This is a genomic window from Streptomyces sp. NPDC048600 (assembly GCF_055587025.1).
On sequence record NZ_JBVJGZ010000024.1, the window covers coordinates 1 to 25099 of the forward strand.

The window sequence follows — 25099 nt, forward strand, 5'->3', positions numbered from 1 at the left end:
TTGCCCTTCGCGTGCTGCTTCTCCACGGCACGAGCCGAGCCCGCGTGCGTCGCCTCCTGGACGCGACGCTGGAGATCCGCGAGCTTGCCCGCGGTCGTATGGAGATCGCGGTCGTTCGTCCGCGACGGCTCGACCGTCATAGTTCGCTTCCGTTCTGCGAGCGAGAGGAGACCGGTGTCGACGAGCTCCATCCCTGGCACTGAATTCTGTTATCACAGTACTTAGTACCGAACGGTCGGGCAAGGGGCATCCAGAGGTGTGACCAGCACGTCAGAGACGGGGCAGCCGGCGGGGCCCTGGGACCGCTATCAGGGCCCGACGCGCATCCGCTGGGTGCCGATGGCGGTCAGCAGGGCGAGCTTGCTGTCGGACTCGCTGCCGGGCGCGGCGCTGTACATGACGATGCGCAGGTCGCCGCGCTGGGTGCTGAGGATGTCGCAGTCCAGCTCAAGCCAGACCTCGGGGTGGGTGAGCCTCTTCGGACCCGCGTCGTGCTCGGCGATCTCGTGGCGCTGCCACAGCTCACGGAAGCGGTCGCTGCTCTCGTCGAGCCGTTGGACGAGCTTCCGCAGCGCCGGGTCGTCCGGGTACCGGCCCATGCTGCGGCGCAGGTCCGCGGCCATGGAGACGCCGAAGGCGTCCCGGCCCTCGGGGTCGTGGATCCTGCGCTCCGAGGCCTGGACGAAGTGCAGCCACAGGACGTTGCGCTGCTCCTCCCGCAGCTCGGAGGGGTCGCCCATCAGAGCCGCCCACATCCGGTTCCAGAGCAGCAGGTCCCACATGGCGTCGAAGGCGGCCATGGGCCGGTCGCCGGTGCGTTCCACGAGGCGGCGGAGACTGGCCGGAACGATGCGGTTGACGCGGCCGCCGCCGGTGGCGTGCCCCGCGAGGCGGAACAGGTGGTCCTACTCGGCGTCACTGAGCTGCAGGGCGCGGGCCAGCGAGGCGCACACCTGCGCCGAGGGCGTGGTGGCGCGGCCCTGCTCCAGCCGCACGATGTAGTCCGCCGACACCTCGGCCAGGACGGCCGGCTCCTCCCGCCGCAGGCCGGAGGTACGCCGCGCGGTACCCGTCGGCAGCCCCACGGTCTGCGGCGTCAGCCGCTCGCGCCACGCCCGCAGCACGGCGGCGAGCTCACCGGATGCAGTCATACGTCCATCGTCGCAGCCTGGCGCGCGGACAGCCTGGTACTGCCGTTACCAGGCGGCATCGCCGGCGCCATGCCCGTACAGAGCGGCCAGCCGCGGCAGCCGGCGGGCCATCTCGTCCCGGTCGTCGAAGTCGAAGGACCAGGCGGGGTCCAGTGGCGGGTACCGGACGGTGAACGCGCTCGCAGGGAGCTGATCACCGGTGGCACTGATGTGTGCGTCCCAGGGGATCCCCAGCACGCCCTCGTCCTCGAGGTCGAAGCCGTCGGCTGCGGCGGTCCGCACGACGGCCAGCTCGGCGAGGGTGTCCGGATCGGCGACCACGCGCTCGAAGGCCTGCCGCCCCTGGGCGATCAGCCAGCCGCGGAAGTAGTCGAAGCCGTCGTCGGAGCAACCGCCGTTGACGAGGTATGCGGCGGCCCACAACGGGTTGGTGCAGGAGTCGGCCATCAGGTCCCACAGCGTCTGCTCCGCGGCGCGGATGGTCCCGGCCGGACGGTCGGCGAGCAGCGAGGTGGCCCGGCGAACGACCGACTCGCTGTCGGAGGGGTCGACGACCTGGTCGCGGGCCGTCTCGATGAGCTGCCAGAACTCCTGCTTGTCCATGGTCGCCGAGCATGCCACCCGGCACTGACATCGGATGCTGTCGCTCAGGTGCCCCGATGCCGGTCCCGAGCCCTGCGGGGCCGCCCGGGGCGGGCGGGCCGCCCGCCCGAGGGCGAGCGGGCGGCCCTCCTTCTCACCTGCCGGGGCACTCCTTCCATGCCATGTGGTACACGGTGCTGATGTCGCCGTCGGTCGAGTCCATGGTCATGAAGCTGACCTTGTCCGGCGAGGTCGTCCCCGCGTTCACGCGGATCTCCGTGTTGATGTTGAAGTTGCGCTGGACCCCGCACGGCGCCCAGACGAGCTGCGCCCAGTCGGTGACGTCCGTGGCCTGCCAGTTGTCGTTGTAGGCGCCGTTGAAGGGATGGCTCTTGAACGCCGTCTGCGAGGACCCCTGGAAGTAGTACGAGGCCCGCTGGACGGCACTGGCGCCGGGCTGGAGCGAGGCGAAGCCTCGGTAGTCGGCGCTGGCGATGGCGTACGTGAAGCCGTGCGGGACGTGGACGATCAGGTTCAGCTGGCAGTTCTTGCGGAAAGCCGTGGGGGCGGAGTTGCCGCCGGCCTGGGCGAGGTATTCGCTGTAGGTCACCGTGAAGGCGGTGTTGTCCTCGGAGACGGCGACGGCCGCGGTGCCCGCGGGGCAGCCGGAGCCGTTCACCGTGGCGACGTCGATGACGATCTTGTCCGGGGGCGGGTCGACGATCCCGCTCGACGGGCTGTGCGCGGGCAGAACGGCGGCGGTGAGAACGGCAGCAGCAGCGCCGCTCAGGAGCAGCCCACCTGTCATGGTCTCTCCCCTTCGCTCGGATCGGTGGGGGGTGGAAGCGTCCGAGCTCTCCTCAGCGTGGACAACCAATGAAGGAGCTGTGAAGAACCGGAGCGTTCGCATCCTAGGAACGGCCCGGTTGCCCGCCCAGAGAGAACTCCGGCCATTCACCTCGGCCCGTTCACACCACGGCTCCCGACGGCAACACGGCCCGAAGGGCCGCCGCGTCGGGCCTTGCTCGCCTTGCCGGCGAGGCGCCCGCCGCGCTTCACGCCAGGCGGAATCCGGGAGACAGGCGTGAGCGCGTCAGGTGCACGCCGCTGCCGTGGATCAGGGACTACTCGTAGACGGTGGCAGCTCGCAGAGCTCGCGCGAAGAAGGTCCAGTCACCGTCGGCGGGCAGGTCGCGGCCGGTGTTGCTGTACCAGCCGTCCGCGTCGTCGATCCAGGCGGCCAGGGCCTCCAGGAAATTCCCGAGGTCCGCGTTCTCCCATGAGTCGCCCCCCTCGGCGTGGCTCCGGTGGAGGGCCCGGACGAAGGCCGCCAGGGCTTCTCTGCCGTCGACGTGTTCAGGAGAGGTGGTCATGAGTGGCACCTTGCCACCTCTCCGGACCATCTACCGTTTCTGGCGGGTCAGTTCGCACCTCCCAGCCGCGCACGACCGTCGCAGTCGGCCCGCCGAGACCGTCTCCATGAGGCCGATCGCCCAGCACATGGGGCAGCCGCGCAGGGCGATCAGGCCGACCGGGGCCAGGAGCAGGCTGATCGGGCCGGTGACCGGCAGCAGGGCCAGGGACGCGGCGAGCGCGCCGAACCCGACGGCGCCACGGGCCAGATGGCGTGGCACGGTGGCGCTGGCGAAGCCGCCCCGTGCGGGGGCGTCGGGCGGTGTCGTCGTGGCCGGGTCAGGCGTCATCGCCGGCTCCCGTCGTCCGCGCCGGTTCGTCGCGCAGCGACTCGCGGACCGTCGAACGGGCCCTGTGCAGCCGGGACTTCATCGCGGCGGTGCTCAGGCCGAGCCGGTCGGCGACCGTGCGGCCGGGCAGGCCCTGGATGTCCCGCATGACCAGCACCCGACGCTGGTCGGCGGGCAGGGCGGCGACCGCGGCGGCGACCCGTTCGGCCTCCAGGCGCAGAAGGACGTCCTCCTCGGCGGACCGCACCGGGTCACCGGTCGTGTCGGGTCCCTCGGAGTCGGCGGCCGGGCCGCGGTGGACCAGCGCACGCGTGCGGCGCAGGCACTCGTTGCGGACGATCCGGAACATCCATGACGCCAGCGCCCCGGAGGCGCGCAACATCCCGATCTTGCGGTACAGGATGATCAGCGCTTCCTGCGCGGCGTCCTCGGCGTCCTGGGGGGTGGCGCACAGCGTGTGCGCGAAGCGGTGCACGTGCGGGTAGGAGCCGTACACCAAGGCGGTCAGTGCCTCGACGTCACCGCGTTGCGCCGCGGTGACCAGGGGCGCGCCGGGCCAGGTGTGGTCAGCCACGCTGACGCCTCCGGCGGCGCAGCAGCGTGACGGTGCACGCGCAGATCAGCAGCGCGGCGGCCGCGACGATGACGACGGTGGTCATGGGTACCTCCCGTAGGTGCGGGGCGGACTCGTTCGTCCGCACACCTATGAGAGGCGGGGCGGCCGCAAAAGGATTCTCCCCGGGTCGTGGCTCAGTCCTCACCTCGTACGACGTTCGCGTCGGCCCCCTGCCGCGGCCGGGCGGCGTTGCCGTCGGTGATCGCGCGGACGCAGGTGCGGATGCTGTGCCCGCGCAGGCGGCGTGCCCTCGCCCAGCCCGTCTCGGGCGGGCGGGCGACGGTCGTGATGTCGGCTTCCACGGCCACTGCTGTTCATCTACTTTCCGATTCGACTGTCGAGGCCCGGTTCGTCTCCCGTGCCCCGGTGCTTGCCGCCCTCCCGGGTGTCCCGCCGGGCGCGGCACGAAACGCCGCGCCCAGCCGTGGCGGCCGGCCCGCGCGAAGGGGTGAGGCGGCCGTTCAGCCGCGCAGCCGCTTGCGCAGCGCGGGTTGTGAGGCGTGCTCCCACAGGGCGGGCAGCTCCCGCTCCCTCTTCTCCGCCACGGCTTCCTCCCTGCCGTACAGCAGGCCCCAGGTGAAGCCGGTCTCGTGCGCGGTGCGGGCGGCCGTGGCGAGGTCCCTGAGCGTGTCGCGGGCGACGACGCTGTCCTGGTGGTCGCCGAGGGCCTTCTGCACCGCCTTGGCGCGTTTGCCCAGGCGCCGGGCCGGGTCGCCGAGGGCGGGACGAGCCGCCTCCGCCGCGTAGCGCACCTTCTTCGCCGACTTGCGGGCCTCGTGCAGGGCCACGTCGCGCCCGGAGCCCGGCGGCAGGGACAGGGCCTCGGTCATGCGCCGGGCGAGGCGGTCGTACTCCTTGCGGACGGCCCTGGCCATGACCTTCTCCGCCTTCTTGCCCGCCTTGCCCCGCAGGGGCGGCCGCTCCACGAGCCCGGTGAGGGTGTCGAGCAGGGCCAGATAGCGGCCCGAGTGCAGGGCGTCGAGCGTGCGCCGGTGGTCCTCGGCGTGGCGGGCGACGTCCCACACCTGGAGCCGTGCGGCCACAGGGCCGAGGACCAGTTCCCCCGGAAGGGTCCCGACACCGTGGGAGATGCGCTCCATCAGTACTTCCTGATCGCGTTCGGGGCCCAGTTCACCGGCCAGCCACTTCAGCTCCCCGCGGATCTCGTCGGTGACCTCGCGGTCCAGGACGGAACGGTAGGAGCGCAGACAGCTGCGCAGGCGGCGGCAGGCGACGCGCATCTTGTGGACGGCGTCGGGCCGGTCCCGCCGCGCGGCGGGGTCGTAGGAGGCGAGGCTGTCGATCTGGGCGCGCAGGTAGGCGAGCACCTGGTCACCGGCCGGGCCCGTGGGCGGGTGCGGCGCGCCCGCCGGGGCGGCCGCCGTCTCCTCGACAGCCCGGGCGAGCTTCGACGGCGCCTGCGCACGGGCGAGGCCCCGTTCGCGCAGCATCTCGTCCACGGCGTCCAGAACCGCCGTGTCGGCCTCCTCCTCGGCCAGCTCCACTTCCAGTTCGCGCCACGCGGTACGCCCGCCCTGCGCGCGCAGGGACTCCGCGTGGACGGCGTCGACGCTCAGCTCCGCGCGGACGGTGCCCTCGGGGCGTTTGGTGTCCACGAGCGGCCACACCTCACGGTGTGTGCGCAACCGGACCACCGGAGTCAGCTCGGCGCCCCGGGTGCGGGACAGCGTCAGGTCCAGCAGTTCGCCGGGGATGTGCTCGGCGGGCGCCGTCCGGATCTCCTCCCGGCTGTCCCCCGGCAACGGCAGCTTCAGATGCCATCCGGCGTCGGCGCCGCCGCTCCTTCGCCGCAGGGTCACCGAGGAGCCGAGCAGCCGGAGGTCCTCGGTGTCGTAGTAGACCGCGTCCAGCTCCTCGGAGTGCGGGTCGGCGACCCGCGTGACCCCGTCCAGCCTCTTCAGCCCGGGCAGCCAGGAGATGTCCTCGAAGGGAGGAACGTCGTACTTTCGCTCTGTCTCGCGCGTCGACCCAACCATGACTCCCGGGTGGGCACTCCCCGGCCGTTCCAAACCACGGACCGGGGGGCGAGAGCCCGCTCCGGCCCCGGACGGCGCCCCGGACGCGGGCCGGCGGGGCTCACCGGCGGGTCCGAGCAGCACGCGACCGGCACCACGCGGGCGTGCCGGCGGCCCACCAGGACACGGGCCGCGTGCGGGGCGACGAGCCCCACGAGGCCGAAGGTGCCCGCGGCGGTCGCGCTGAGCAGCACACCGAGGACGAGGAGGGCGAGGCGGCCTCGCACCGGGTTCAGACCGAGGAGCCTCGGCGTGTCCTCGTCGAGCGGGACGAGGTCGAGCTCGGTGCGCCGCGCTTTCGCACCGCCCCCAGGACGTCAACCGCCCCTGGACGTCACCCGCCCGCGGCCGCGCGGGTTGCGGTCCTGGGCCGTTCGGCCCGGCGGAAAGGACGTCCAGGACCTGTCGGACCGTCCGCGGTCGTCCGAGTCTGGAAGAGGGCCGAGGTCGAAGGGCCGGCCCCGAGGTGCCTGTCCGAGCCCCGAGCCGAGGAGTGCCGCGTCATGGTGCGATACGTGTACGACTTCCGCGAGGGCCGTCGGGAGATGGCGGACCTGCTGGGCGGCAAGGGCGCGAACCTGGCCGAGATGACCCGGCTGGGCCTGCCGGTCCCGCCGGGCTTCACCGTAACCACCGACGCGTGCCGGGCCTATCTGGCCACCGGCACCGAGCCGCCGGGCCTGGCGGCGGAGGTCGACCGGCATCTCGCGGCGATCGAGGAGGAGGCCGGCCGGCGGCTGGGGCAGCGGGACGACCCGCTGCTGCTGTCCGTCCGCTCCGGGGCACGGTTCTCGATGCCCGGGATGATGGAGACGGTGCTCGACATCGGCCTCGGCGACGACTCCGTGGCGGGCCTGGCCAAGGTGTCGGGCAGCGACCGCTTCGCCTGGGACTCGTACCGCAGGCTCGTCCAGATGTTCGGCAGTACGGTCATGGGCGTCGACGCGGCTCTCTTCGCGGGCGCGCTGGCCCGCCTGAAGGAGGAACGCGGGGCGGCCGACGACACCCGGCTGGACGCGCACGACCTGGCCCGCCTCGTCGGGATCTACCAGCGGATCATCCTCGACGAGACCGGGGAGGAGTTCCCGCAGTCCCCCGCCGACCAGCTGCGCCGCGCGATCCTCGCGGTGTTCCGCTCCTGGAACGGCGACCGGGCCCGGCTGTACCGGCGGCGCGAGCACATCCCCGACGACCTCGGCACGGCCGTGACCGTGCAGCGCATGGTGTTCGGCAACCTCGGCCCCGACTCCGGCAGCGGCGTCGCCTTCACCAGGGACCCGGCCACCGGCCGGCCCGGCCTGTACGGCGACTATCTGCCCGACGCGCAGGGCGAGGACGTCGTCGCCGGCATCCGCAACACCATGCCGCTCACCGAACTGGAGCGGCTCGACCCCCGCTCGTACGCGGGCCTGCGCGAGCACATGACGACGCTGGAGCGGCACTACCGGGACCTGTGCGACATCGAGTTCACGATCGAGCGCGGCACGCTGTGGATGCTCCAGACCCGGGTCGGCAAGCGCACCGCCGAAGCCGCCTTCGCCCTGGCCGCGCAGCTGACCGACGAGGGGCTCATCACCCGCGACGAGGCCCTGGTGCGGGTCGACGGCGACGGGCTGGCCCGGCTGATGTTCCCGGCCTTCGACACGTCCGCCGCGGGTGAGCCGCTGGCCCGGGGCGTCGCCGCGTCCCCGGGCGCGGCTGTGGGCGCGGCCGTCTTCGACTCCGCCGAGGCGGTACGACGTGCCGCCGCCGGCGAGAAGGTGGTCCTCGTCCGCCAGGAGACCACCCCCGACGACCTGCCGGGCATGATCGCGGCGCAGGCCGTGCTCACCAGCCGCGGCGGCAAGACCAGCCACGCGGCCGTGGTGGCCCGCGGCATGGGCAAGGTCTGCGTCTGCGGCGCCGACGGCCTCGACGTGGACACCGTGGCGCGGCGCTTCACCACAGGGGGTGCGGCCGCGGTCGAGGAGGGCACCGTCATCTCCGTGGACGGCTCCTCCGGCGCCGTGTACGCGGGGGCCGTGCCGCTGGCCGACTCGGCGGTGATGCGGTTCCTGGAGACCGGCGAACGTTCGGCGGGCGTGGTCGACGCGGTGGCCGGTGCCCTCGAACACGCCGACACCGTAAGGCGGTTGGAGGTGCGGGCCAACGCCGACACCCCCGAGGACGCGGCCCGCGCACGGCGTTTCGGCGCACAGGGCATCGGGCTGTGCCGTACCGAGCACATGTTCCTCGGCGAACGCCGCAAGCTGGTCGAGCAGATGATCCTGGCCCGGGACGACGCCGGGCGCGAGCGGGCGCTGGCGGCGCTTCTCCCCCTCCAGCGGCAGGACTTCACCGACATCCTGGAGGCCATGGACGGCCTGCCGGTCACCATCCGCCTGCTGGACCCGCCGCTGCACGAGTTCCTGCCCGACCGCACCGAACTCGCCGTACGCGTCGCGTCCGCCGAGGCGCGCGGCGAGGAACCCGACCCGCACGAGCGGGAGTTGCTCGACGCCGTCGGCAGGATGCACGAGGAGAACCCGATGCTCGGCCTGCGCGGTGTGCGCCTCGGACTGGTCGTGCCGGGCCTGGTGGCCATGCAGGTACGGGCCGTCGCGGAGGCCGTCGTGGCCCGGACCCAGGCCGGGGGCGTACCACGCGCCGAGATCATGGTGCCGCTGGTCGGTGCGGTCGAGGAGCTGCGCATCGAACGCGCGGAGGTCGAACGGGCCCTGGCCGAGGTGTCGGAGGAGTCCGGGGTGCCCGTGCACTGCCCCGTCGGCACGATGATCGAACTGCCCCGGGCCGCGCTCACCGCCGGCCGCATCGCCGAGGAGGCGGAGTTCTTCTCCTTCGGCACCAACGACCTCACCCAGACCACCTGGGGCTTCTCCCGCGACGACGTCGAGGCGGCCTTCTTCTCCGCCTACCTCGACAAGGGCGTCTTCCCCGCCTCACCGTTCGAGACCCTGGACCGCGACGGCGTGGGACGGCTGGTCGGTATCGCCGTCGCCGAGGGCCGCGCGGCCCGGCCCGGCCTGAAGATCGGTGTCTGCGGCGAGCACGGAGGCGACCCCGAGTCCGTGCACTTCTTCCACACGGCCGGCCTGGACTACGTGTCCTGCTCGCCCTTCCGTGTCCCGGTGGCACGCCTGGAGGCGGGCCGGGCGGCGCTGTCGGAAACGGAGGGGAGCGACAGCAGGTGACCGGTCCGGTCCGTTCATGGCCGCCCGCCCACGCCCGCCCCGGCCCCGGACCCCGCTCCGGCGTACGGCTCCTCAGCTCGTCCCGGGCCGGACGATCACCACGGGGCAGCGGGCGTGGTGGGCCACGTGCTGGCTGACGGAGCCCAGCAGGGCACGGGCGAAGCCGCCGCGCCCCCTGCTGCCGACGACCAGTGCCTCGGCCCCCTCGGCCGCCTTGAGCAGCACGTCCACGGGGTTGCCGCGCACCAACAGCGGTCGCACCGACCCGGCGGACTCGGCTCCGAGGACGTTCTGCAGCTCCTGGGCCAGCGCCTGACGGGCGATGTCCTCGTCGACGTCGGCGTCCACGGCGGGAGCGGACCAGGTGTGCGCCCCGGGAAGATCCCAGGAGGCCACCGCGTCCACGGTGGCGCCCGTCAGCCCGGCGTAGCGGACCGCCCAGCGCAGTGCGGCCGCCGAGGACGGCGAACCGTCGACCCCCACCACGACCCGCGCCCCCGCAGCAGCCTCGTCCATCCGTCTCACCTCTCCTGTGGCCTGCACCTTCTTCCACGCTGCGCGACCCGGGGCGCGACCGCATCCCGGCGAAGGCCGTCACGGACCGCGCCCGGGGACCGGTGCGCCGGTCCGCCCCGGGACCCGTCCTCGGGCCCGGTCTCCTCGTCCCGGCTCGGCCAAAAGGGTGTGGCGAGTTGTGGGACGCGTGCTCCCCGGCACGCGCGTCGGGGCGGGAAGGGGTGTATCCAGAACGTATGGCCCCCGCACGCCCCAGCCGTCGCCTCCCGTCACTGGAGCCACGCCGTGCGCTGCTGGCCGTGCCGATCGTGCTGATCGTGCTGGTCACCGTGGTCGACATCCTCGCGCCGTCCAGGGTCCACCTCGGGCCGTTCCTCGTCGCGGCACCCGCCGTCACCGCCTCGTTCGCCGGGCCGCGCACGACCGCGTTCATGGGCGCGCTCGCCGTGCTCGCCCAGCTCGCCGTGGCGAGTGTCCGTACCAGTGCCGTCGATCTGAACCACACCTTCCAACTCATCACCCTCGTCCTGATGTCGGCATTCGTGACGTCCTTCGCCGCGCGCCGGGAACGCCACGAGAGGGAGGTGAGCCGGCTGCGTACGGTGGCCACGGCCGCCCAGGAGGTGGTGCTCAAGCCGCTCCCCCACCGGATCGGCCCGTTGCGCATCGCCTCGGTGTACCTGGCCGCCGAGTTCGAGGCGCAGATCGGCGGCGACCTGTACGCGGCGGCCCGCACGGAGCGGGGAACGCGGTTCATCGTCGGTGACGTCAGGGGCAAGGGCCTGGCGGCCGTGGGAGACGCCGCGCTGCTTCTGGGCGCCTTCAGGGGCGCGGCGCACCAGCAGGCCGATCTGCCGATGCTGGTGGCCTTCCTGGAGGGCACGGTCGCGTCCGACCTGGACGACCCCACGGCGGTGGACGCCGTGGCCGAGGACCGCGGCGAGGCGTTCATCACCGCCGTCCTGCTGGACGTCCCGGACGACGAGCCGGTGCTCCACCTGATCAGCTGCGGCCACCCGCCCCCGCTGCTCCTGCGCGGCGGCCGGGTCGGCACGCTGGACACGACCCGTCCGGCACCGCCCCTGGGCGTCACGGGCTTCACCGGCCCCGACTACCGCGCCGCGACGTTCACCTTCGAACACGGCGACATCGCCCTGCTCTACACGGACGGCGTCATCGAGGCCCGCGACGAGCACGGCACGTTCTACCCCCTCGAGGAACGCGCGGCCCACCTGGCCGACAAGGGCCCCGACGCCCTCCTCTCCCACCTCCGCAAGGACCTCCTCCGCCACGCAGGCGGCCACCTGGGCGACGACGCCGCGATGGTGGCTATCGCACGGGTGGATCCGTGGGGCGGGGATGCGTGACCGTCCGGCGCGGCCGCCGACCGTACGGCCGCCCCGTTCTGGTGTACTCAGACGTCGAGGTCCACGTCGGTCAGGGGGTAGGCGACGCAGGCGTGGGTGTGGCCGGACCTGGCGTCGGAGAGGCGTAGGCGGGCCTCTTCGGCCGTGTGGACGGTGCCTTCGAGGACGCGGACGCGGCACAGTCCGCATTCGCCGGAGCGGCAGGCCGACTCGGGGCGGATGCCCTGGTCCTCCAGGGCGTCGAGGAGGGGGCGGCCGCGGGTGGTGGTGAAGGTGCGGCCGCGCGCGGTCACGGTGACCTCGCCGGACGGGTCGGTGCCGCCGGGCCAGTGGGGCTGGGCGGTGGGGTCGGCCGGGGCGCCGTTCGCCTCGAAGCGAACGCGGCGGCGGGGATGGCCGAGCGCGGCGAGCCGGCCGAGCGCGTACGGGTAGAGGGCCTGGGGGCCGCACACGTACACCATGCGCCCGTCGAGCGGCCCGGCCAGAGTCCTGATCAGGTCGGCGGTGAGGAATCCGGTCGGTCCCGTCCAGTCGGGGTCCGGTTCGGTGACGACGTGGTCGACGCGGAGGTTCGGGTGGCCGGCGGCAAGGGTGTCCAACTCCTCGCGGAAGAGGATGTCGTCGGCCGACCGGGAGCCGTAGATCAGGTGGAAGCGGCGGTCGAGTCCACCGTCGACGATGTCACGGATCATGCTCATCGCCGGTGCGACGCCGGATCCGCCGGCGAGGAACACGACGTTCTCGCCGTGGAAGAGCGGGTTGTGGTGGAAGGTGCCCATCGGGCCGGTGGTGGTGAGTGCGTCCCCGGGCCGCACCGTGTCGACGAGCAGGTTGCTGATCCGGCCGCCGGGCACCCGGCGCACCGTGAGGTCCCAGTGGTCGTGGCGGGCGGGGCTGGAGGAGATCGCGTAGGGGCGATTGGTGCCGTCGGTGAGGACGCCGACGTACTGCCCCGCGAGGAAGGGCGGCAGGTCGCCGCCGTCGGTCCGTACGAGCCGGAAGGTGCTGGTGCTCGGTGTGTCGGTGCGGACCTCGGCGACGGTCAGGTGCAGCTGCTCGGGGTGCAGGGCGTCGACCCGGCGCGCGGTGTCGGCCGGGGGCCGCGGGACCCGGCCCGCGATGTCGGCCGCGACGTCCTCGTGGCCGTCGAAGAGCGGGGCGAGGGAATGCGTCACTGCTGTCTCCCGGATCGGTTCAGGCGGCCTTGCCGCGGATCAGTCGCCGGGCCACGCGGACCCCGGCTTCGAGGGTGGGCTGGAAGCCGCCCATCGCTGCCCAGGAACCGGCCAGATGCAGGCCCCGCACATGCGACTCGCGTTCGTTGTTCCGGTACAGCCAGCCCTCGGTGCGGTCCTGGTCGTAGCCGTAGAACGCGCCGCCGGGGTGGCCGAGGTAGCGGGCCATGGTGAGCGGTGTCGCCACGTCGACCTCCTCGATCGCGTCACGGATGCCGGGCGCGATCACCTCGACCCGGTCCAGGAGCTTCTCGGCGTAGCGGAACTTGGCGCGGGAGTACTCCGCGGCGGGTATCCGCTCCCAGACGTCGCCGTACTGGAGGGTCATGAGACTGACATGCGTCGCGCCGGCGGGGGCGAAGCCGATGGGGGCCACGTCGTAGGAGCTGACACAGATCCCTCGCGGGGCGTCGAGGGTGCGTGTCGCGGCGTACGTCGCCTCGTGGTCGAGGCCGGTGTTGACGAAGCTGGTGCTGGTGGTGAAGCCGAGTTCGGCCGGGGTGGCGTCGAGGCCCATGTGCAGCACGAAGCCCGAGACGCCGATCCGGCGGGAGGCGAGATCGTCGCGGACGGCCGTCGGGACGGCGGCCTCGCCGAGCATCGCGTACGTCAGCGGCAGCGAGGCGTTCGAGACCACGTCCTGCGCGGTGATCTCCTCGCCGTCGTCCAGCCGGACGCCCTTGACCCGGCCGCCCTCGCTGAGGATGCCGGTGACGGCCGTGTTGAACCGGATCTCGCCCCCGGCCTCGAGGAACACGTCCAGGAGCGCGCCGGACATCGCCTGCGAACCGCCCCTGATGTGCCAGGGCTTGAACTCCAGGTACGCGTAGAGGGTCAACGCGAGGTCCTGGAAGGCCAGTCGGGACGGCGGCTGCCCGAGGTACGACCAGTACGTCGCCAGCACCGACTTGAGCCCGGAGTCCTCGAAGTGCTCGTCCAGGACGTCCCGGACGGGCCGCAGCCCCTGCCGGAAGAGGACGGGGTCGAGCTCCTCGGCCGGCATCCTGCGGCGGGCCGCGATCTGCCAGAAGGTGACGTTCCTGACCAGGTCGAAGAAGCGCGTCAGCCGGTCGCGGTTGCCGGGGAACGCCGCCTCAAGCGCGTCGACGGCCGCCTCCCAGCCGGCCGGCACGGTCACGTCGTACTCCCCTGGCACGACCGCCCGGTACAGGTCGTGCTCCTCGACGAACTCCAGCCGCTCGGCGACCCCCAGCCCGTCGAGCAGGCCGCGCAGCGGTGCCTCCTCGCCCTCGCGCCCGATGCCGGACAGCTGGTGCAGGGCCACCTCGAACTCGAACCGGCCGCGCCGGAAGGAGGTGGCGCAGCCGCCCGGGACGTTGTGGCGCTCGACCAGCAGGGTGCGCACTCCGGCGCGCTGAAGGCTGGCGGCGGCGGTGAGTCCGGCGTTCCCGGCCCCGATCACCACGGCGTCGACGTCGGTCATACGCATGCACACCTCACTCAATCGAGTATTCAAAAAGTTGAGTATCAGTAGCTTGGAGCGTACGCCTCGCGATCCCCCACCGCCACCCCGCGGGCAGCTCGGCATGGACAACTTGTCCGGTGGTCGAGGTGAACGCGAGAAGACGGCCGGTCATGCGAGGCGTCGCACCGCCCGCCGGGCGCGGCCGACGAGAGCGGGACAGCGGACACGGTGGACACGGCGCACACGTGTGCTTCCCGCACGGCACATAGGATCACCACATGACCACATGGAGCCGCTGTCTGGACGCCGCGGGAATCCGTGAGCCGGAGTTGCGCGAGGCCTACGGCGCCCAACGTGCCCTGGTCAGGCGCTACCGCCGCAGCTCCTACATCGCGGCGCGGCTGCTGTTGCCGCCCGGTGTACAGCCCCATGTCGTGACCGCCACCGCGTTCATGCACCACGGGGACAATCTCCTGGACACCGGCCCGAAGCCGCAGCGGATCAGCGCGTGGGCGGACTGGGAGCAACGGGTGCGCAAGGCCCTGGACTCGGGCCGGTGCGACGACCCGCTGATCCGCGCGCTGCTGCACACGGCCTCGGCCCATCCGCGGCTCCGGACGGCCGTGGAGGCCTATCTCCCCACCGCGGTTGCCGAGTTGGAGTTCACGGGCTTCGCCACCGAGGACGAATACCGGGCGTACCTCGACGCCTACTCGGTCCCCGCCTTCATGCTGATCGGCGCCTTGCTGGGGCCGCAGGGCGACGACGCGGGGTTCCGTACGGCCTGCCGCACACTCATCGACGGAAGTCAGCGGCTGGACTTCGTCAACGACCTCGCCGAGGACCTGCGTGAGGACCACCTCGGCATCCCGGAGGAGACCCTCCGCCGCTTCGGCCTGACCGCGCAGGACCTCGCGACGGGCCACAGGAGTGAAGCCGTGCGAGAACTGATTATCCATCAGGTAGCCACGGCCCGTGCGTCCCTGCACGCGGCCAGGGAGGTGGCGACCCTGGCCGCCACCCCCTGCCGGTCCCTGCTGACAGCTGTGGTCGACATCGAACTGCTCACCGCGGACGCGGCCCTCGCCCGTGGCGCCGGGCTGCTGAGCGGTTCGGCCGGGCCACCGCTGACCGGCGTCCTGCGAACCCTGCTGCGCGCCCGGCGGAGTGCCTGACCTGAGAGCGAGTCGGCGGCCGGGAGTGCACCCGAGGGCCCAGGGCCCGGCGTTCACCGGGACGTCAGGCCCTGCGGACGTGCAGTGTGGAGGCGCCGAGGGAGAGCGGTGTGTGGCCGAGCAGTTGGAGACCGCACTCGCCCAGCAGCCGGGCGTAATGGTCCGCGGTGCGCTCGCGGCCGCCCGTGTTGCACATCATGTGGAGGTCCCACGCGGTGGCGAGGGACGGGGTCGCGTCGGCCGGCAGCAGGCGTTCCACGACGAGGAGGTCGGCGTGTGCCGGCATGGCGTCGGCGCAGTGACGCAGGATGCTCCGGCAGCGGTCGTCGTCCCAGTCGTGCAGGACGCGGGAGAGCAGATAGACGTCACCGTCCGGGGGTACGTCGGCGAAGTCGCCGGGGCGGTAGTCGCAGCGGCCCTCGGCGGCGGTGGCGGCGAGGCGGGTGCGGCCCGCGGCGAGGACCTGAGGGCGTTCGAGGAGGACGCCTCGCAGGGTGGGGTGGGCCGTCAGAACGCGGAGCAGGAGTTCTCCGGTGCCGCCGGCGATGTCGACGACGGTGCGCGCGCGGGCGCCCGGTACTCCGGCCGCGGAGGCCGCGGCGGTGAGGACCGGGTGGGCGGGAAGCCCGTCGAAGATGGGGGCGCTGGACACCATGGAGGCGTCGAACAGGGTGGCCAGTTCGGGATCGCGGGCGAAGTGGTCGAAGTGGTTCTCGCCGTAGAGGTGCTCGAAGCCGGGCTGCCCGGTGCGCACGGTGTGCACCAGGTGGGCGAAGGACTGGTAGAACGGGCCGCCGTACATCAGCGCCAGGGGCCGCATCGAGCCACGCGCCCGCGCGGTCAGCAGCTCACCGACACGGGTGAGACGAAGGCCCTGCGAGGTCCTCGACACCACACCCACCATGGCGAGATACCTCAACAGCGTCGCCAGGCTGTCCCGGTGGGCCCCGACGGCCTCCGCAAGGACGTCGATGTCCGCGCCGGGGTGCTCGTCGATGGCCTCCGGCAGCCGCAGTTGGGCGCACGTCGCCAGGGCCTGTGTGGTCCAGGCACCGGTGAGCAGCCGCAGGAGCGTTTCCGCTGACCGCTGTTCCTCCTGCCGCGAGGCGAGGTGCTCCGCCAGCACGTCACGGTGATCGCCGCTCGCGTACAACTCCAGTCGCCGGTACGGCGTCTTGGTGCCGGGAGGCGCGGTGAAGTAGAACACCGTGCCGTCCTCGTGCGGGTTGTAGCCGCCGCCGTCGGCCGCCGCGCCCAGCCGAACGAAGCTCGCCAACAGCCCGCGCAGCACCAGCGGATCGGGCCGCGTCACCTCGAAGGCGAGGTGCGCCTCGTGGTCCCGTCGGCGTTCGAGGGCGGCGATCCCGGCCAGCCCGGAACCCGGCGGAACGGTGAGCGCGAACACCTCCACCGCCCGCCGTTCCCCGCCGGGGCCGGACAGCGTGGGGCGGAGAATCCTTACGTCAAGATCAGCGGCAGCCCGCCCGTGACGGGCGGCGAGGCGTTCACGGACGACGACACTGGGCTGAGCCACCGCGTCGGCGTTCAGCCCGCACGCGGCGAGTCGCTTCCGCAGTGTGTGTTCGTCGGGCGGGAAGACCAGCACCGCGGCATGTGCGAAGCGGCACCGGTCCGTAAGGGCCCGCAGTTCGGGGCCGTCGAGGCCGGGCAGTACACGGGAGAGCAGGACGGCGGTGTCCTGCTCTCGGACGAACGCGGCCGTGGTGCTCAGCCGTGTCGCGTCGTCGGCCTCGTTCGGGGCGATGCTCGTCGCGGTCGTCGTGGGCGTCGTGGGCGTCGTCAAGGAAACCTCGCAGTGCATTCCAGGTCCGTATCGAAGGAGAAAGGTGCGCGGGTCGGGGCAGGCAAGTGCGCGGGCGCGCACGGGCATGCGCGGCCCCGGGCGGGCCAGGGGCGGAGGAAGGGGAGCAGTGAAGGGTGGTCGCGCGCGTCAGACGCCGACGTAGTTCTCGGCGAACCAGTCCTGGTGGGTGCGCGAGTCGCGCAGCGATGCCATGCGGGAGCGGCGCAGGCGCTCCTGGAAGTGCGAGGACTCCTCGGGATCCTGCGTTCCGTGCAGCAGGCGGATCATCCAGTGCGAGAACTCCTGCGCACGCCAGATATGTTCCAGGCATCGCTCCGAATAGCGGGCGAGCGGTTCGAGGTCGTGCCGGGTGAGCGCGTCGGTCAGGGCGCCGGCCAGGATCTCGGCCTCCAGCACCGCGAGGTTGGCGCCCTTGGCCGCGGACGGGCTGATCAGGCCCGCGGCATCGCCCACCAGGAACAGCGACCCGTACCGCAGCGGTTCGAGCACATCGGATTCGAGGTCGACGACCGCACGCTGCACGACCCGGCCCCTGACCAGGGGACCGTACTCGGATGCCCGCATACGCAGGGCGAGTTCGTCCCAGATCCGCTCGTCGCTCCACTCGTCGGCCAGGGTTCCCCGCGCGCACTGCAGGTAGTAGCGGGTGATCTCGGCGGAGCGGGCCATGTGCCCGGCGAATCCGTGCGGGTGGACGGCGTAGCCCACGGCGTCCAGACTCGGGGGCGCCTCGGCGAGCAGGCCGAGCCAGGTCACTCCGTGGTCGCGGCGATGACGGCGTACCGCGCCCGGTGGCAGCGAGCGCCGCCCCACCCCGTGCCGGCCGTCGCAGGCGGCGACGAACCGGGCCCGCCAGCGTGCGGGACGCCCGTCCTCCTCACGTACCGTCACCGAGGGTGCCGGGCCGTCCGCACCACGCACGGCGACCGCTTCGGTGCCGAAACGAATGCGCCCTCCGGCCGCGACGAAGCACGCCAGCAGATCGGAGACCAACTCGTGCTGCGGATGCACGGTGTGTGTCTCACCCCGGCCCAAGTACCGGTAGTCCAGGCGGAATCGGCCGTCCCCGGTACGGAACTCGCAGACGCTGTGCTCCTGTCCCCGCAGCCGGATCCCCTCGTCCAGGCCGTGCCGCTCCAGGACGCGCACGGTGTGCGCGGCGAGGTAGCCGGCCCGTGCCCGGTTCCGGATGTGCGCGCTCGCGGCGCGTTCCAGGACGACACAGTCGACCCCGTCGCGCTGGAGGAGGTTTCCGAGGACCAGCCCGGCCGGACCGGCACCGATGATGACCACGTCGGCTGAGTCCTGGGCGACCTGGGCGTACTGACTCTCTGTCACAACGGTGGATCATAAGCATCGATTACCGGATGGATCGCCGAAGATCACCCGAATGCCCCGTCTGATGAAAAACGACTTCTCCGCCGGTCAGTTGAGGCATGGCGTCGCCACCCCGGGCGCCCGGTCGGCCACGTGAGCCGTCAGCCGTGCCACACGTCCGCGACGGCCTCCCGAGACCTCCCCCGGCCGCGTCAGACCGTCTTCACCACCGTCCCCAGGCCTTCGAAGGCGGCCACCTCGTCCGGGGGTGCCGTGGTGTCGGTGACGAGGGTGTGGAGGAGGGTGGACGGGCCGACGTGGGCGTGGGCGGTGTGGCCGAGCTTGCTGCCGTCCGCGGCGGCGATGCTGCGGCGGCTGGAGGCGATGATCGCCTTCTTCACCGCGGCGTCGTCGAGGTCGTAGGCGGTCAGGCCGTCCGCCGCGGTCAGGCCGCAGCAGCCGAGTACGGCGGTGTCGAACCGCAGAGCGGAGAGGGACGCGAGGGTGAGGGGTCCCGTCAGGGCGCCCTCGGCCGCGCGGGGCTGCCCGCCGGGCACCAGGAGCGTGGTCGGGGTCGGCGAGTCGCCCAGGACGCGGATGGCCTGGAGGGACAGCGGCATCACGGTGACCGGCCGCCCGCGCAGCAGACGGGCGACCTCGAGGCAGGTGGTGCCACTGTCCAGGAGGACCGTCTCACCGTCGCCGATGAGCGCGGCCACCTCGGCGGCGATACGCCGCTTGGCGTCGACGGCCTCGTGGGCGCGTAGCGCGAAGGGCGGTTCCTCGCCCCGGAGCAGCACGGTGCGCGCCCCGCCCCGGACGCGTTCGAGTACGCCCTGCGCCGCCAGCGTGTCGAGGTCGCGCCGGATGGTCATCTCCGAGGCGCCGGTCAGTTCGGCCAGTTCCAGGACGGTGACGCTGCCCGAGTCCCTGACGGCCTGCGCGATCAGCCGGTGACGGTCTGCGTTGCTCATACCGCGATTGAAACACCCCCCACAATGATCGTTCAATCTGTTCGAAGTCACGCTGTTCGAACATGGAACTTGTTCGTTATGGTGGCGGCGTGAACAACCCAACGCTGCGAGCCGCCCGTGTGGCGACCTTCGCCTACTTCATCCTCAACGGCACCCTGCTGGGCCTGTGGGTGGTGCAGATCCCCGCGATCGAGGACCGCGTGGACATCAGTCACGCGACCCTCGGGGGCTTTCTGGTACTGCTCGGAGCCGGGGCCTTCGCCGGTATGCAGGTCGCGGGCCGGCTGGCCGACCGCCACGGCACACGGGTCGTGGTGCCCGCCGCCGGCGCTCTGTGCAGCGCGACCCTGGTGCTGCCCGGCCTCTCACCCGGCCCCTGGACGCTGGCGGGCGCGCTGCTGCTCTTCGGCTTCGGCAACGGCTGCCTGGACGCGAGCATGAACGCCCATGCCGTCCACGTGGAGAAGGCGTACCGGCGGCCCGTGATGTCGGCCTTCCACGCCACGTTCTCCGTGGGTGGCGTCATCGCCGCGCTGGCCGGCGCGGGTGCCGCGAGTGCCGGTGCGGGTCCCGCAGAGACGCTCGGCGCCGCGGCGGCCGTGGGGACCGTGATCGCCCTGGTCCCGGCGCGGGCGCTGCTGCCGGGCCCGCCGGAGGCCGACACGGCCGTCGTGCGCACGGACACCGCCATTGCGGAGACGCATGCCGCCGCCGCGGAGTCGGATGCCGGCGCCGCGGAGGACGACGGGCGTCCGGGTGCGAAGCGGCGGCCCGCCCCGGGGCGCATCTGGATTCTCGCCGTCCTCGCGCTGATGATCATGCTGTGCGAGGGAGCGGCCAACGACTGGAGCGCCCTGCACCTCAAGAGCGTCCTCGGCACGCCCGCGGGCGTCGCCGCCTTCGCCTACGGCACGTACGCGGCGACGATGACCATCGGCCGGCTTCTGGCCGACCGCGTCTCGGCCCGGTTCGGCCCGGTGGCCATCCTGCGGTACGGCTCGGTCACCGCCGCCGTCGGCATCACCGTCGCCGCCGTCTCGCCGTGGGTCTGGGCGGCGTTCGTGGGATGGGCCCTGTTCGGCCTGGGGCTGTCCGGCTGCATACCCCAGCTGTTCAGCGCGGCGGGGCACGCCGACCCCGCCGCGGCCGGGACCAATGTCTCGCGGGTCGCCGGACTCGGCTACCTCGGCATGCTGGCCGGGCCCGCCGTCATCGGCTGGCTGACCCACGTCACGGCACTGAACCACACGTTCCTGCTGCTGACGCTGCTGTGCGCGGTCACCGCCGCGAGCGCCGGAGTCCTGCGGACCGGCCCCGACCGTGCGCGGGAAACGGCGGGGAGCACTCACTGACCGGGCGGGGTCGCGCGGGGCACGTGGGCCGTACGAGTGACCGTCCTTCCCTTCACTCGTTTGACGCAACGCAAGAGCATCTCGTCATCGGGCCCGGAAGGCACGCACTCCATGCCCCTTCTCTCGTTCCGTCGGCAGGCCGGCACCTCGGCCGCCCCGGCGGTGCTGCATGCCGAATCGATTCTGGTCGAGCAGTACGCCGCCCTCGTACGGCTCGCTCATCTGGTCCTGCCCGCCTCGATGGGCCGCCATCGCCGGGTCCTGGTGGCACACGGCATCGTGCAACGCGCCCTGCCCGGCGGCCCCGTGGCACGCCACGGCCCGGCTGTGCCCGCGCCGCGCCGTGCCACGAGCCCGGCCGACGAGGCCCTGCGGCGGCTGCGCGTCCGGGTGGTGCGCGACGCCCTGGCCCATGCCCGGCGCGGGGCACGGCTCCCCCGGCTGCCCTTCGTGGTGGGGCTGCGGCTGTTCCCGAGCTCGGGTGGGGCGCAGGAGTCGGCGCTGGCCCCCGCCCTGGCCGAGCTCTCCGCGCCGGGCCGGGCGGCCTTCGCCCTGCGGCGGCTCGACGGGCTGCCCGAGGCGGCGGTCCGCGAACTGCTCGGCGCGGCCGGCACCGGTGACGTGGACGCCGCGCTTCGGGAAGCGGCCGGTCTCGACGCCGGGGCGGACGGGGGCGGTTCGCGGCTGTTCGACGCCTGCGCGATGCAGGCGGGCCCCACCGATCTGCTGCGCCGCAGACGTCTCGGCCGGCTGGCGGCTGCCGTGGGGGCGGCGCTCCTGGTCACCGGGGCGGTGCTGGCCGTGGCCCGGCCCGCGGGCACCGGCCCGGCGGACCCGGACACCGCTCGCACCGCGGTGGTCGCACCGGGCGAGCTCACACGCACACCGGCGGACGCCTGGGCCGACACCTCGCGGGTGGACTTCACCGCCTGGCCGCCCAGAGGAGGCCGCGTGCGGGACGAGGCCCTCCTGAACCGGGCCCTGACCGCCTGGTCCGCCCCGCGCGAAGGCACCCGCACGGCCTACGCTCCCGCCACCGCGCACGGCGCACCGGCCCAGCCCCCGCAGTTGCTGTACGCCGGTGAGGTCGCCGGCCGGGCCCTCGTCCTGCTCTTCGACGGACTGCGCCTCGCGCGCTACGGCGAGCCCCTGCGAGCGGCGGTCGGGAGCCCTGACGCCGGCACGGACACGCTCGACGTCGCCCGCGCCGACGACGCCGACGTGACCGGCGCGGCGGCGGTCACCCTCCACGTCCGGGACGGTGCGGCACGCTATCTCCTCGCTCCCTGGGTCGCGGAGGCCGCCACCAGGGACCTGTTCCGCCCCGACGTCCCGGCCCGTCCGCTGGGCATGTCGCCGTCCGGCGTCACGGAACCCGTGCGCGTCATCCCCACGAGCCCGGGCTGCCCCGCCGAAGGAACGGTGCTGCAACTGCGTTCCTCGGCACGGATCGTGGAGGACCACAGCTTCCTGCTGGCCGGGACCGGCGACCTGTCTCCCGTGCATCTCACCTACACCCCGCCGCCCGGCCACGGCACACCACCCGCCCGTCAGCCGCGCGAGGCGACCGGCCCGGCCGCCCTGGTGGCCTGGTCCCGGCTCGGCTGCCGACTCGGCTCGCTGCACGGCACCGGCGTCAGCGCCGTCAACGCCTGGGACTTCGCCGAGCAACGGCTGCCCGACGGCGGCGGCCCGGCGGTGTGGACCTGCTCGCGGGCCGACACCTGGCGGGGCGCCGGAGACGTGACACTGACGCTGCGCACGGCCGGAGAACCGGTGCGGGTGACGGGCACTCGGCGCTCGACAGCCGCGTGCAGCCGCTTCGGACAGCATGTGGCCACCGCCGCTCCCTGGCGCTCACCGTCCGGCCACTCCTACGTCCTCGCGGCAGGCAGCCGAGCCGTCACCGGGCTCACGGTCACCGGGGACGTGAACACCTCCCGCGACGGCCGCACCCTCGCGGTACGCGCCCCGAAGGACGCGGCGGCCCGGGTGACCGCGAGGCTGACGACGGGCGAGACGCTCACCGGAATCACCGGCTGAGCCCGGCCCGTCGGAGCCCGACCGGCCGACGGCGGGCGGAAGAGAACCGGGATCCGATGCTCCGCCTCACGCAAAGCACACATTCCCACCATTGCGTCATTCGAGGGATCGTGGCACAGCAGCGCAACCACGCACCCCCGGCCACGCGACTCAACGGGCAGACAGGCACACCAAGCAAGGGAGTACCGCCGTGAACGCAGCCAGCGACACGCTCGTCCCGACCGCGGACGTCTGGCCGATCTGCGACCCGTACCTCTACTCGTCCCCGGGCCACCCGGCCGATGGAGACACTCTCGGCCTCGCCGGATACGACGGAGGCGGCGACTTCCTGCTGCCTCCCCCGGACCCGGCCCAGCGTCTGAACATCCCGGTCAGCCCGGCGGACCAGCGCCGGCTGGACCTGCACGCGGCGCTCACCGTACGCGGCATCGCCCCCCGGCCGGGCGACCAGGACGCCATCGCCGCGATCAGCTCCCTCGGCGACACGATCACCGACTCCGTCCTCCGCTGGGTCACGAACCCCGACCGGCAGGGCCTGTCGTAGGGCCTGCGACGCCCCGGACGGCACGAGAACCCGGACCGGCAGGGCTGGTGGGGCCCCAGCCCGCCCTTCCAGACTCAGACTCAGAGTCCGGCTCTGTCCGTCGTCCGGGCGGGCCGCCGCATTCCCGTGAACGAGCCGGGTCCGCGACGATACGCTCCCCCACGAACACCGCCGCAGGGCGGTGAGACGCCTGTGGGGGGCAGCATGCGGAACGCCGACGACGTCCTCGTGGAACGGGTCGTGCTCATGGTCGACGCGTCGGCCCGGGTCGTGGCACCGGAGGAACACGAGGATCTGTTCGAGGAGTTCGCCGAGGACCTGCGCGCGAGCGGACGGATCCCCGGCGCGGACTCGGGGCCCGTCGACGAGGCGGACTCGGGCATCGCCGACACCCATGTGTTCCTCGGGATCGGCCTCACCCTGCTCGGTCAGATCGCGCTGAAGGTCGTGTCCGTCGCGACGGACATGGCCCTGGAGCGGGGCATCCGGGAGGCGGGCGCCTACGTCGTGAGGCTGTTCCGCCCGGAGACGGCCGACGAGGACGAACCCACCGACTCCGGCGGCTGCAACGACCGGGCCGACCAGGCCGACCGGGCCGACCAGGCCGGGAACGAGGCACCCGGCACGCCGGACGCGACGTCCGACGCCCTCGCACCGAACGCCGACGCCGACGCCGACGCCATCGCCGACGCGGTCGCCGCCCACTTCGCCGGGACGCCGGAGCTCGACACCGACGAACTGCGTCTCGTCGTCCGCTCGCAGCTCGAGGCCTGGTCCGCCGGCGAGTCCCGGCAAGCGGATCGGGCCTGACGTCCCATGGAGGAGGCGCAGGACCGCGCCACCGGCACCGTCGCCCCCCGGCCCGTGGACCGCTCGGCCCAACTGCGGCTGCTGCGCCGGGCACGCCGCCTCGCGTGGGGCGTGCTCCTCGCGCCGTACGCGCTGTTCCCGCTGTCCGTCGTGGCCGTCGCGGGGTCCGAGGTCTCGGGCTCCGGTCCTGTGGCCGTCGCCCTGGTCGTCCTCGCGATGGGCGCTCTGCCTTTCGTCGTGGTACTGGTTCTGGTCAACCAGGCGTGGCTGCGGCACTCGTTCGAGCATCGTCACCCGCGCGACGCGATCGACGCCGTGGACTGGTCCGACGACAAGTGGGACCGGGTCCGGGCGGTCTTCGAGGCGGCGGGAGTCGACGCGCGGCAGGTGCGGGCGATGACCGTCTGGGACGACCGTGCGAATCTGGCGGCGCGCCATGTGGCCCGTCCGACACCCGGGCGCCTGAGCCTCGCGATGTCCGACTGGAGTGCCGTACGCCGACGGCCGCTGATCACGGTCGGCGCGGTGCTCGGCGTGGGTGCGGCGGTGTTCGAGGACAGTCTCACGGATCTGATCGGCCCGTCGGTGGCGACCGGCCTTCTCGTCGCCCTGGGGCTGCTGATCGTGCCGCTCGCCTGGCGGCACATCTCCCATCAGGTCCGGCTGAACCTCCTGGATCCGCAGACCGTCGTACTCATCCCGAAACGGTGGCGCTCGCAGCTCAGGAGACGGCCGGAGGCGGCGGCGCAGCTGCTGCACGAGATCGCCCATGTCCGCCACAACGACCCGGTCGCGCTGCGCTTCCTCGCGGTGTGCCCGGGCGTGGCCACCGGTCTGGTGTTCTTCGGCACGGCCCCCGTCCTCGCGGCGGAGGGCGGTGAGGGTCTTCTGTTCGCGGTGTTCGCCGTCACGGCGGCGGTGGGCATGACCGCCGTGCGGCGGGCGGCGGCACTGGTGCCGGTCGTCCACGAACTGCGCGCGGACGCCACGGCGTGCCGGGACACCGTCATGACGTCCACACTGACCGACTTCCTTCAGGCGTTGCAGGACAAGCACCCCACCGAGGTGAAGGCGCTCCGTCTGGCCGCGCTCGCGGCCCGTGGACAGGTACCTGGCCTGTCGCGCCGGCTGGTGCCGCCGGTCGCCCTGATGACTCTGTGGGTCCTGACAGTCGCGGGTGCGGCCGTGGCGGAGCTCGTGGGCGTGGTGACTCTCGCGCCCTGACGCGGTGAGGTC

The 25099-nt window shown here is 72.9% G+C and carries 23 protein-coding genes and 1 pseudogene; 8 read left to right on the plus strand and 16 right to left on the minus strand.

Translation table 11 applies throughout. The features are described 5' to 3' along the window. Window positions 1-308: 308 nt before the first annotated feature. The 10 genes and pseudogenes from ACZ6SQ_RS27870 to ACZ6SQ_RS27915 all read right to left on the minus strand — a co-directional run. Window positions 309-899 carry an MmyB family transcriptional regulator gene (locus ACZ6SQ_RS27870; protein ID WP_469566975.1) on the minus strand — a complete coding sequence of 197 codons (591 nt, stop codon included), beginning with the start codon at window positions 897-899 and terminating at the stop codon, window positions 309-311. Between the two features lie 6 nt (window positions 900-905). After that, entirely contained in the window at window positions 906-1151 is a 246-nt protein-coding gene (locus tag ACZ6SQ_RS27875; RefSeq protein WP_469566716.1) for a helix-turn-helix domain-containing protein, read from the minus strand. A 45-nt stretch (window positions 1152-1196) separates the two neighbouring features. Next, the gene (locus tag ACZ6SQ_RS27880; protein WP_469566717.1) at window positions 1197-1754 is read right to left on the minus strand and encodes a DUF4240 domain-containing protein; all 558 of its coding nucleotides are present in this window, start codon (window positions 1752-1754) and stop codon (window positions 1197-1199) included. Between the two features lie 133 nt (window positions 1755-1887). Then, entirely contained in the window at window positions 1888-2541 is a 654-nt protein-coding gene (locus ACZ6SQ_RS27885) for a DUF4360 domain-containing protein (RefSeq protein ID WP_469566719.1), read from the minus strand. 316 nt (window positions 2542-2857) lie between these two features. After that, the gene (locus ACZ6SQ_RS27890) at window positions 2858-3106 is read right to left on the minus strand and encodes a DUF7660 family protein (RefSeq protein WP_469566721.1); all 249 of its coding nucleotides are present in this window, start codon (window positions 3104-3106) and stop codon (window positions 2858-2860) included. A gap of 30 nt (window positions 3107-3136) precedes the next feature. Next, on the minus strand, window positions 3137-3436 hold the full coding sequence (locus ACZ6SQ_RS27895; protein ID WP_469566724.1) for a hypothetical protein: 300 nt from the start codon (window positions 3434-3436) through the stop codon (window positions 3137-3139). Continuing rightward, window positions 3426-4010, minus strand: a complete 585-nt coding sequence (locus ACZ6SQ_RS27900) for an RNA polymerase sigma factor (RefSeq protein ID WP_469566726.1) — start codon at window positions 4008-4010, stop codon at window positions 3426-3428. Before ACZ6SQ_RS27900 ends, ACZ6SQ_RS27895 begins: the two co-directional genes overlap by 11 nt. 176 nt (window positions 4011-4186) lie before the next feature. Continuing rightward, window positions 4187-4360: a hypothetical protein gene (locus tag ACZ6SQ_RS27905; protein ID WP_469566727.1), complete on the minus strand. Its 174-nt coding sequence runs from the start codon at window positions 4358-4360 to the stop codon at window positions 4187-4189. Window positions 4361-4513: 153 nt separating this feature from the next. Then, window positions 4514-6049: a CYTH and CHAD domain-containing protein gene (locus ACZ6SQ_RS27910; protein WP_469566729.1), complete on the minus strand. Its 1536-nt coding sequence runs from the start codon at window positions 6047-6049 to the stop codon at window positions 4514-4516. A gap of 122 nt (window positions 6050-6171) precedes the next feature. Further along, window positions 6172-6390, minus strand: a pseudogene (locus ACZ6SQ_RS27915) (iron chelate uptake ABC transporter family permease subunit); the annotation flags it as partial. A gap of 201 nt (window positions 6391-6591) precedes the next feature. On the opposite strand from ACZ6SQ_RS27915, the gene ppdK reads away from it, so the two are divergent. Continuing rightward, window positions 6592-9279: a pyruvate, phosphate dikinase gene (gene ppdK / locus ACZ6SQ_RS27920; protein ID WP_469566731.1), complete on the plus strand. Its 2688-nt coding sequence runs from the start codon at window positions 6592-6594 to the stop codon at window positions 9277-9279. Window positions 9280-9351: 72 nt separating this feature from the next. Here the strand turns inward: ppdK and ACZ6SQ_RS27925 are convergent, their stop codons facing one another. After that, complete coding sequence (locus ACZ6SQ_RS27925; protein WP_469566734.1) at window positions 9352-9795, minus strand: universal stress protein; 444 nt, start codon at window positions 9793-9795, stop codon at window positions 9352-9354. A 236-nt stretch (window positions 9796-10031) separates the two neighbouring features. Here ACZ6SQ_RS27925 and ACZ6SQ_RS27930 point away from each other — a divergent pair, with 236 nt between their 5' ends. Next, window positions 10032-11162, plus strand: coding sequence for a PP2C family protein-serine/threonine phosphatase (locus ACZ6SQ_RS27930; protein WP_469566736.1), 1131 nt, complete (start codon window positions 10032-10034; stop codon window positions 11160-11162). Window positions 11163-11209: 47 nt separating this feature from the next. Here ACZ6SQ_RS27930 and ACZ6SQ_RS27935 read toward each other — a convergent pair whose 3' ends face one another. Next, window positions 11210-12337: a 2Fe-2S iron-sulfur cluster-binding protein gene (locus ACZ6SQ_RS27935; protein WP_469566738.1), complete on the minus strand. Its 1128-nt coding sequence runs from the start codon at window positions 12335-12337 to the stop codon at window positions 11210-11212. A gap of 19 nt (window positions 12338-12356) precedes the next feature. Then, window positions 12357-13847, minus strand: coding sequence for a phytoene desaturase family protein (locus ACZ6SQ_RS27940; RefSeq protein ID WP_469566739.1), 1491 nt, complete (start codon window positions 13845-13847; stop codon window positions 12357-12359). A gap of 254 nt (window positions 13848-14101) precedes the next feature. Here ACZ6SQ_RS27940 and ACZ6SQ_RS27945 point away from each other — a divergent pair, with 254 nt between their 5' ends. Next, complete coding sequence (locus ACZ6SQ_RS27945) at window positions 14102-14998, plus strand: squalene/phytoene synthase family protein (RefSeq protein ID WP_469566741.1); 897 nt, start codon at window positions 14102-14104, stop codon at window positions 14996-14998. A 64-nt stretch (window positions 14999-15062) separates the two neighbouring features. Here ACZ6SQ_RS27945 and ACZ6SQ_RS27950 read toward each other — a convergent pair whose 3' ends face one another. The 3 genes from ACZ6SQ_RS27950 to ACZ6SQ_RS27960 form a co-directional block, all read right to left on the minus strand. After that, a complete protein-coding gene (locus ACZ6SQ_RS27950; RefSeq protein ID WP_469566743.1) occupies window positions 15063-16802 on the minus strand; it encodes a methyltransferase in 1740 nt (579 codons plus the stop codon). 147 nt (window positions 16803-16949) lie between these two features. Then, complete coding sequence (locus tag ACZ6SQ_RS27955; protein WP_469566745.1) at window positions 16950-18161, minus strand: 4-hydroxybenzoate 3-monooxygenase; 1212 nt, start codon at window positions 18159-18161, stop codon at window positions 16950-16952. Between the two features lie 191 nt (window positions 18162-18352). After that, entirely contained in the window at window positions 18353-19114 is a 762-nt protein-coding gene (locus tag ACZ6SQ_RS27960) for a DeoR/GlpR family DNA-binding transcription regulator (RefSeq protein WP_469566747.1), read from the minus strand. A 62-nt stretch (window positions 19115-19176) separates the two neighbouring features. On the opposite strand from ACZ6SQ_RS27960, the gene ACZ6SQ_RS27965 reads away from it, so the two are divergent. The 5 genes from ACZ6SQ_RS27965 to ACZ6SQ_RS27985 all read left to right on the plus strand — a co-directional run bounded on the left by ACZ6SQ_RS27965 (window position 19177) and on the right by ACZ6SQ_RS27985 (window position 25087). Continuing rightward, on the plus strand, window positions 19177-20466 hold the full coding sequence (locus ACZ6SQ_RS27965; protein WP_469566749.1) for an MFS transporter: 1290 nt from the start codon (window positions 19177-19179) through the stop codon (window positions 20464-20466). Between the two features lie 111 nt (window positions 20467-20577). Next, window positions 20578-22509 (plus strand): hypothetical protein, encoded by a 1932-nt coding sequence (locus ACZ6SQ_RS27970; RefSeq protein WP_469566751.1) that lies wholly within the window; start codon window positions 20578-20580, stop codon window positions 22507-22509. A 190-nt stretch (window positions 22510-22699) separates the two neighbouring features. Then, window positions 22700-23053: a hypothetical protein gene (locus tag ACZ6SQ_RS27975; protein WP_469566753.1), complete on the plus strand. Its 354-nt coding sequence runs from the start codon at window positions 22700-22702 to the stop codon at window positions 23051-23053. Window positions 23054-23257: 204 nt separating this feature from the next. Further along, entirely contained in the window at window positions 23258-23863 is a 606-nt protein-coding gene (locus tag ACZ6SQ_RS27980) for a hypothetical protein (RefSeq protein WP_469566754.1), read from the plus strand. Between the two features lie 6 nt (window positions 23864-23869). Beyond that, window positions 23870-25087: a hypothetical protein gene (locus ACZ6SQ_RS27985; RefSeq protein WP_469566756.1), complete on the plus strand. Its 1218-nt coding sequence runs from the start codon at window positions 23870-23872 to the stop codon at window positions 25085-25087. Window positions 25088-25099: the final 12 nt, after the last annotated feature.

Bases quoted from the DNA above. Each gene is read 5' to 3' on its own strand.
- ACZ6SQ_RS27875 (WP_469566716.1), bottom strand. From the start codon at position 1,151: ATGACTGCATCCGGTGAGCTCGCCGCCGTGCTGCGGGCGTGGCGCGAG.
- ACZ6SQ_RS27880 (WP_469566717.1), bottom strand. From the start codon at position 1,754: ATGGACAAGCAGGAGTTCTGGCAGCTCATCGAGACGGCCCGCGACCAG.
- ACZ6SQ_RS27885 (WP_469566719.1), bottom strand. From the start codon at position 2,541: ATGACAGGTGGGCTGCTCCTGAGCGGCGCTGCTGCTGCCGTTCTCACC.
- ACZ6SQ_RS27890 (WP_469566721.1), bottom strand. From the start codon at position 3,106: ATGACCACCTCTCCTGAACACGTCGACGGCAGAGAAGCCCTGGCGGCC.
- ACZ6SQ_RS27895 (WP_469566724.1), bottom strand. From the start codon at position 3,436: ATGACGCCTGACCCGGCCACGACGACACCGCCCGACGCCCCCGCACGG.
- ACZ6SQ_RS27910 (WP_469566729.1), bottom strand. From the start codon at position 6,049: ATGGTTGGGTCGACGCGCGAGACAGAGCGAAAGTACGACGTTCCTCCC.
- ppdK (WP_469566731.1), top strand. From the start codon at position 6,592: ATGGTGCGATACGTGTACGACTTCCGCGAGGGCCGTCGGGAGATGGCG.
- ACZ6SQ_RS27925 (WP_469566734.1), bottom strand. From the start codon at position 9,795: ATGGACGAGGCTGCTGCGGGGGCGCGGGTCGTGGTGGGGGTCGACGGT.
- ACZ6SQ_RS27930 (WP_469566736.1), top strand. From the start codon at position 10,032: ATGGCCCCCGCACGCCCCAGCCGTCGCCTCCCGTCACTGGAGCCACGC.
- ACZ6SQ_RS27940 (WP_469566739.1), bottom strand. From the start codon at position 13,847: ATGCGTATGACCGACGTCGACGCCGTGGTGATCGGGGCCGGGAACGCC.
- ACZ6SQ_RS27945 (WP_469566741.1), top strand. From the start codon at position 14,102: ATGACCACATGGAGCCGCTGTCTGGACGCCGCGGGAATCCGTGAGCCG.
- ACZ6SQ_RS27960 (WP_469566747.1), bottom strand. From the start codon at position 19,114: ATGAGCAACGCAGACCGTCACCGGCTGATCGCGCAGGCCGTCAGGGAC.
- ACZ6SQ_RS27965 (WP_469566749.1), top strand. From the start codon at position 19,177: ATGGAACTTGTTCGTTATGGTGGCGGCGTGAACAACCCAACGCTGCGA.
- ACZ6SQ_RS27970 (WP_469566751.1), top strand. From the start codon at position 20,578: ATGCCCCTTCTCTCGTTCCGTCGGCAGGCCGGCACCTCGGCCGCCCCG.
- ACZ6SQ_RS27980 (WP_469566754.1), top strand. From the start codon at position 23,258: ATGCGGAACGCCGACGACGTCCTCGTGGAACGGGTCGTGCTCATGGTC.
- ACZ6SQ_RS27985 (WP_469566756.1), top strand. From the start codon at position 23,870: ATGGAGGAGGCGCAGGACCGCGCCACCGGCACCGTCGCCCCCCGGCCC.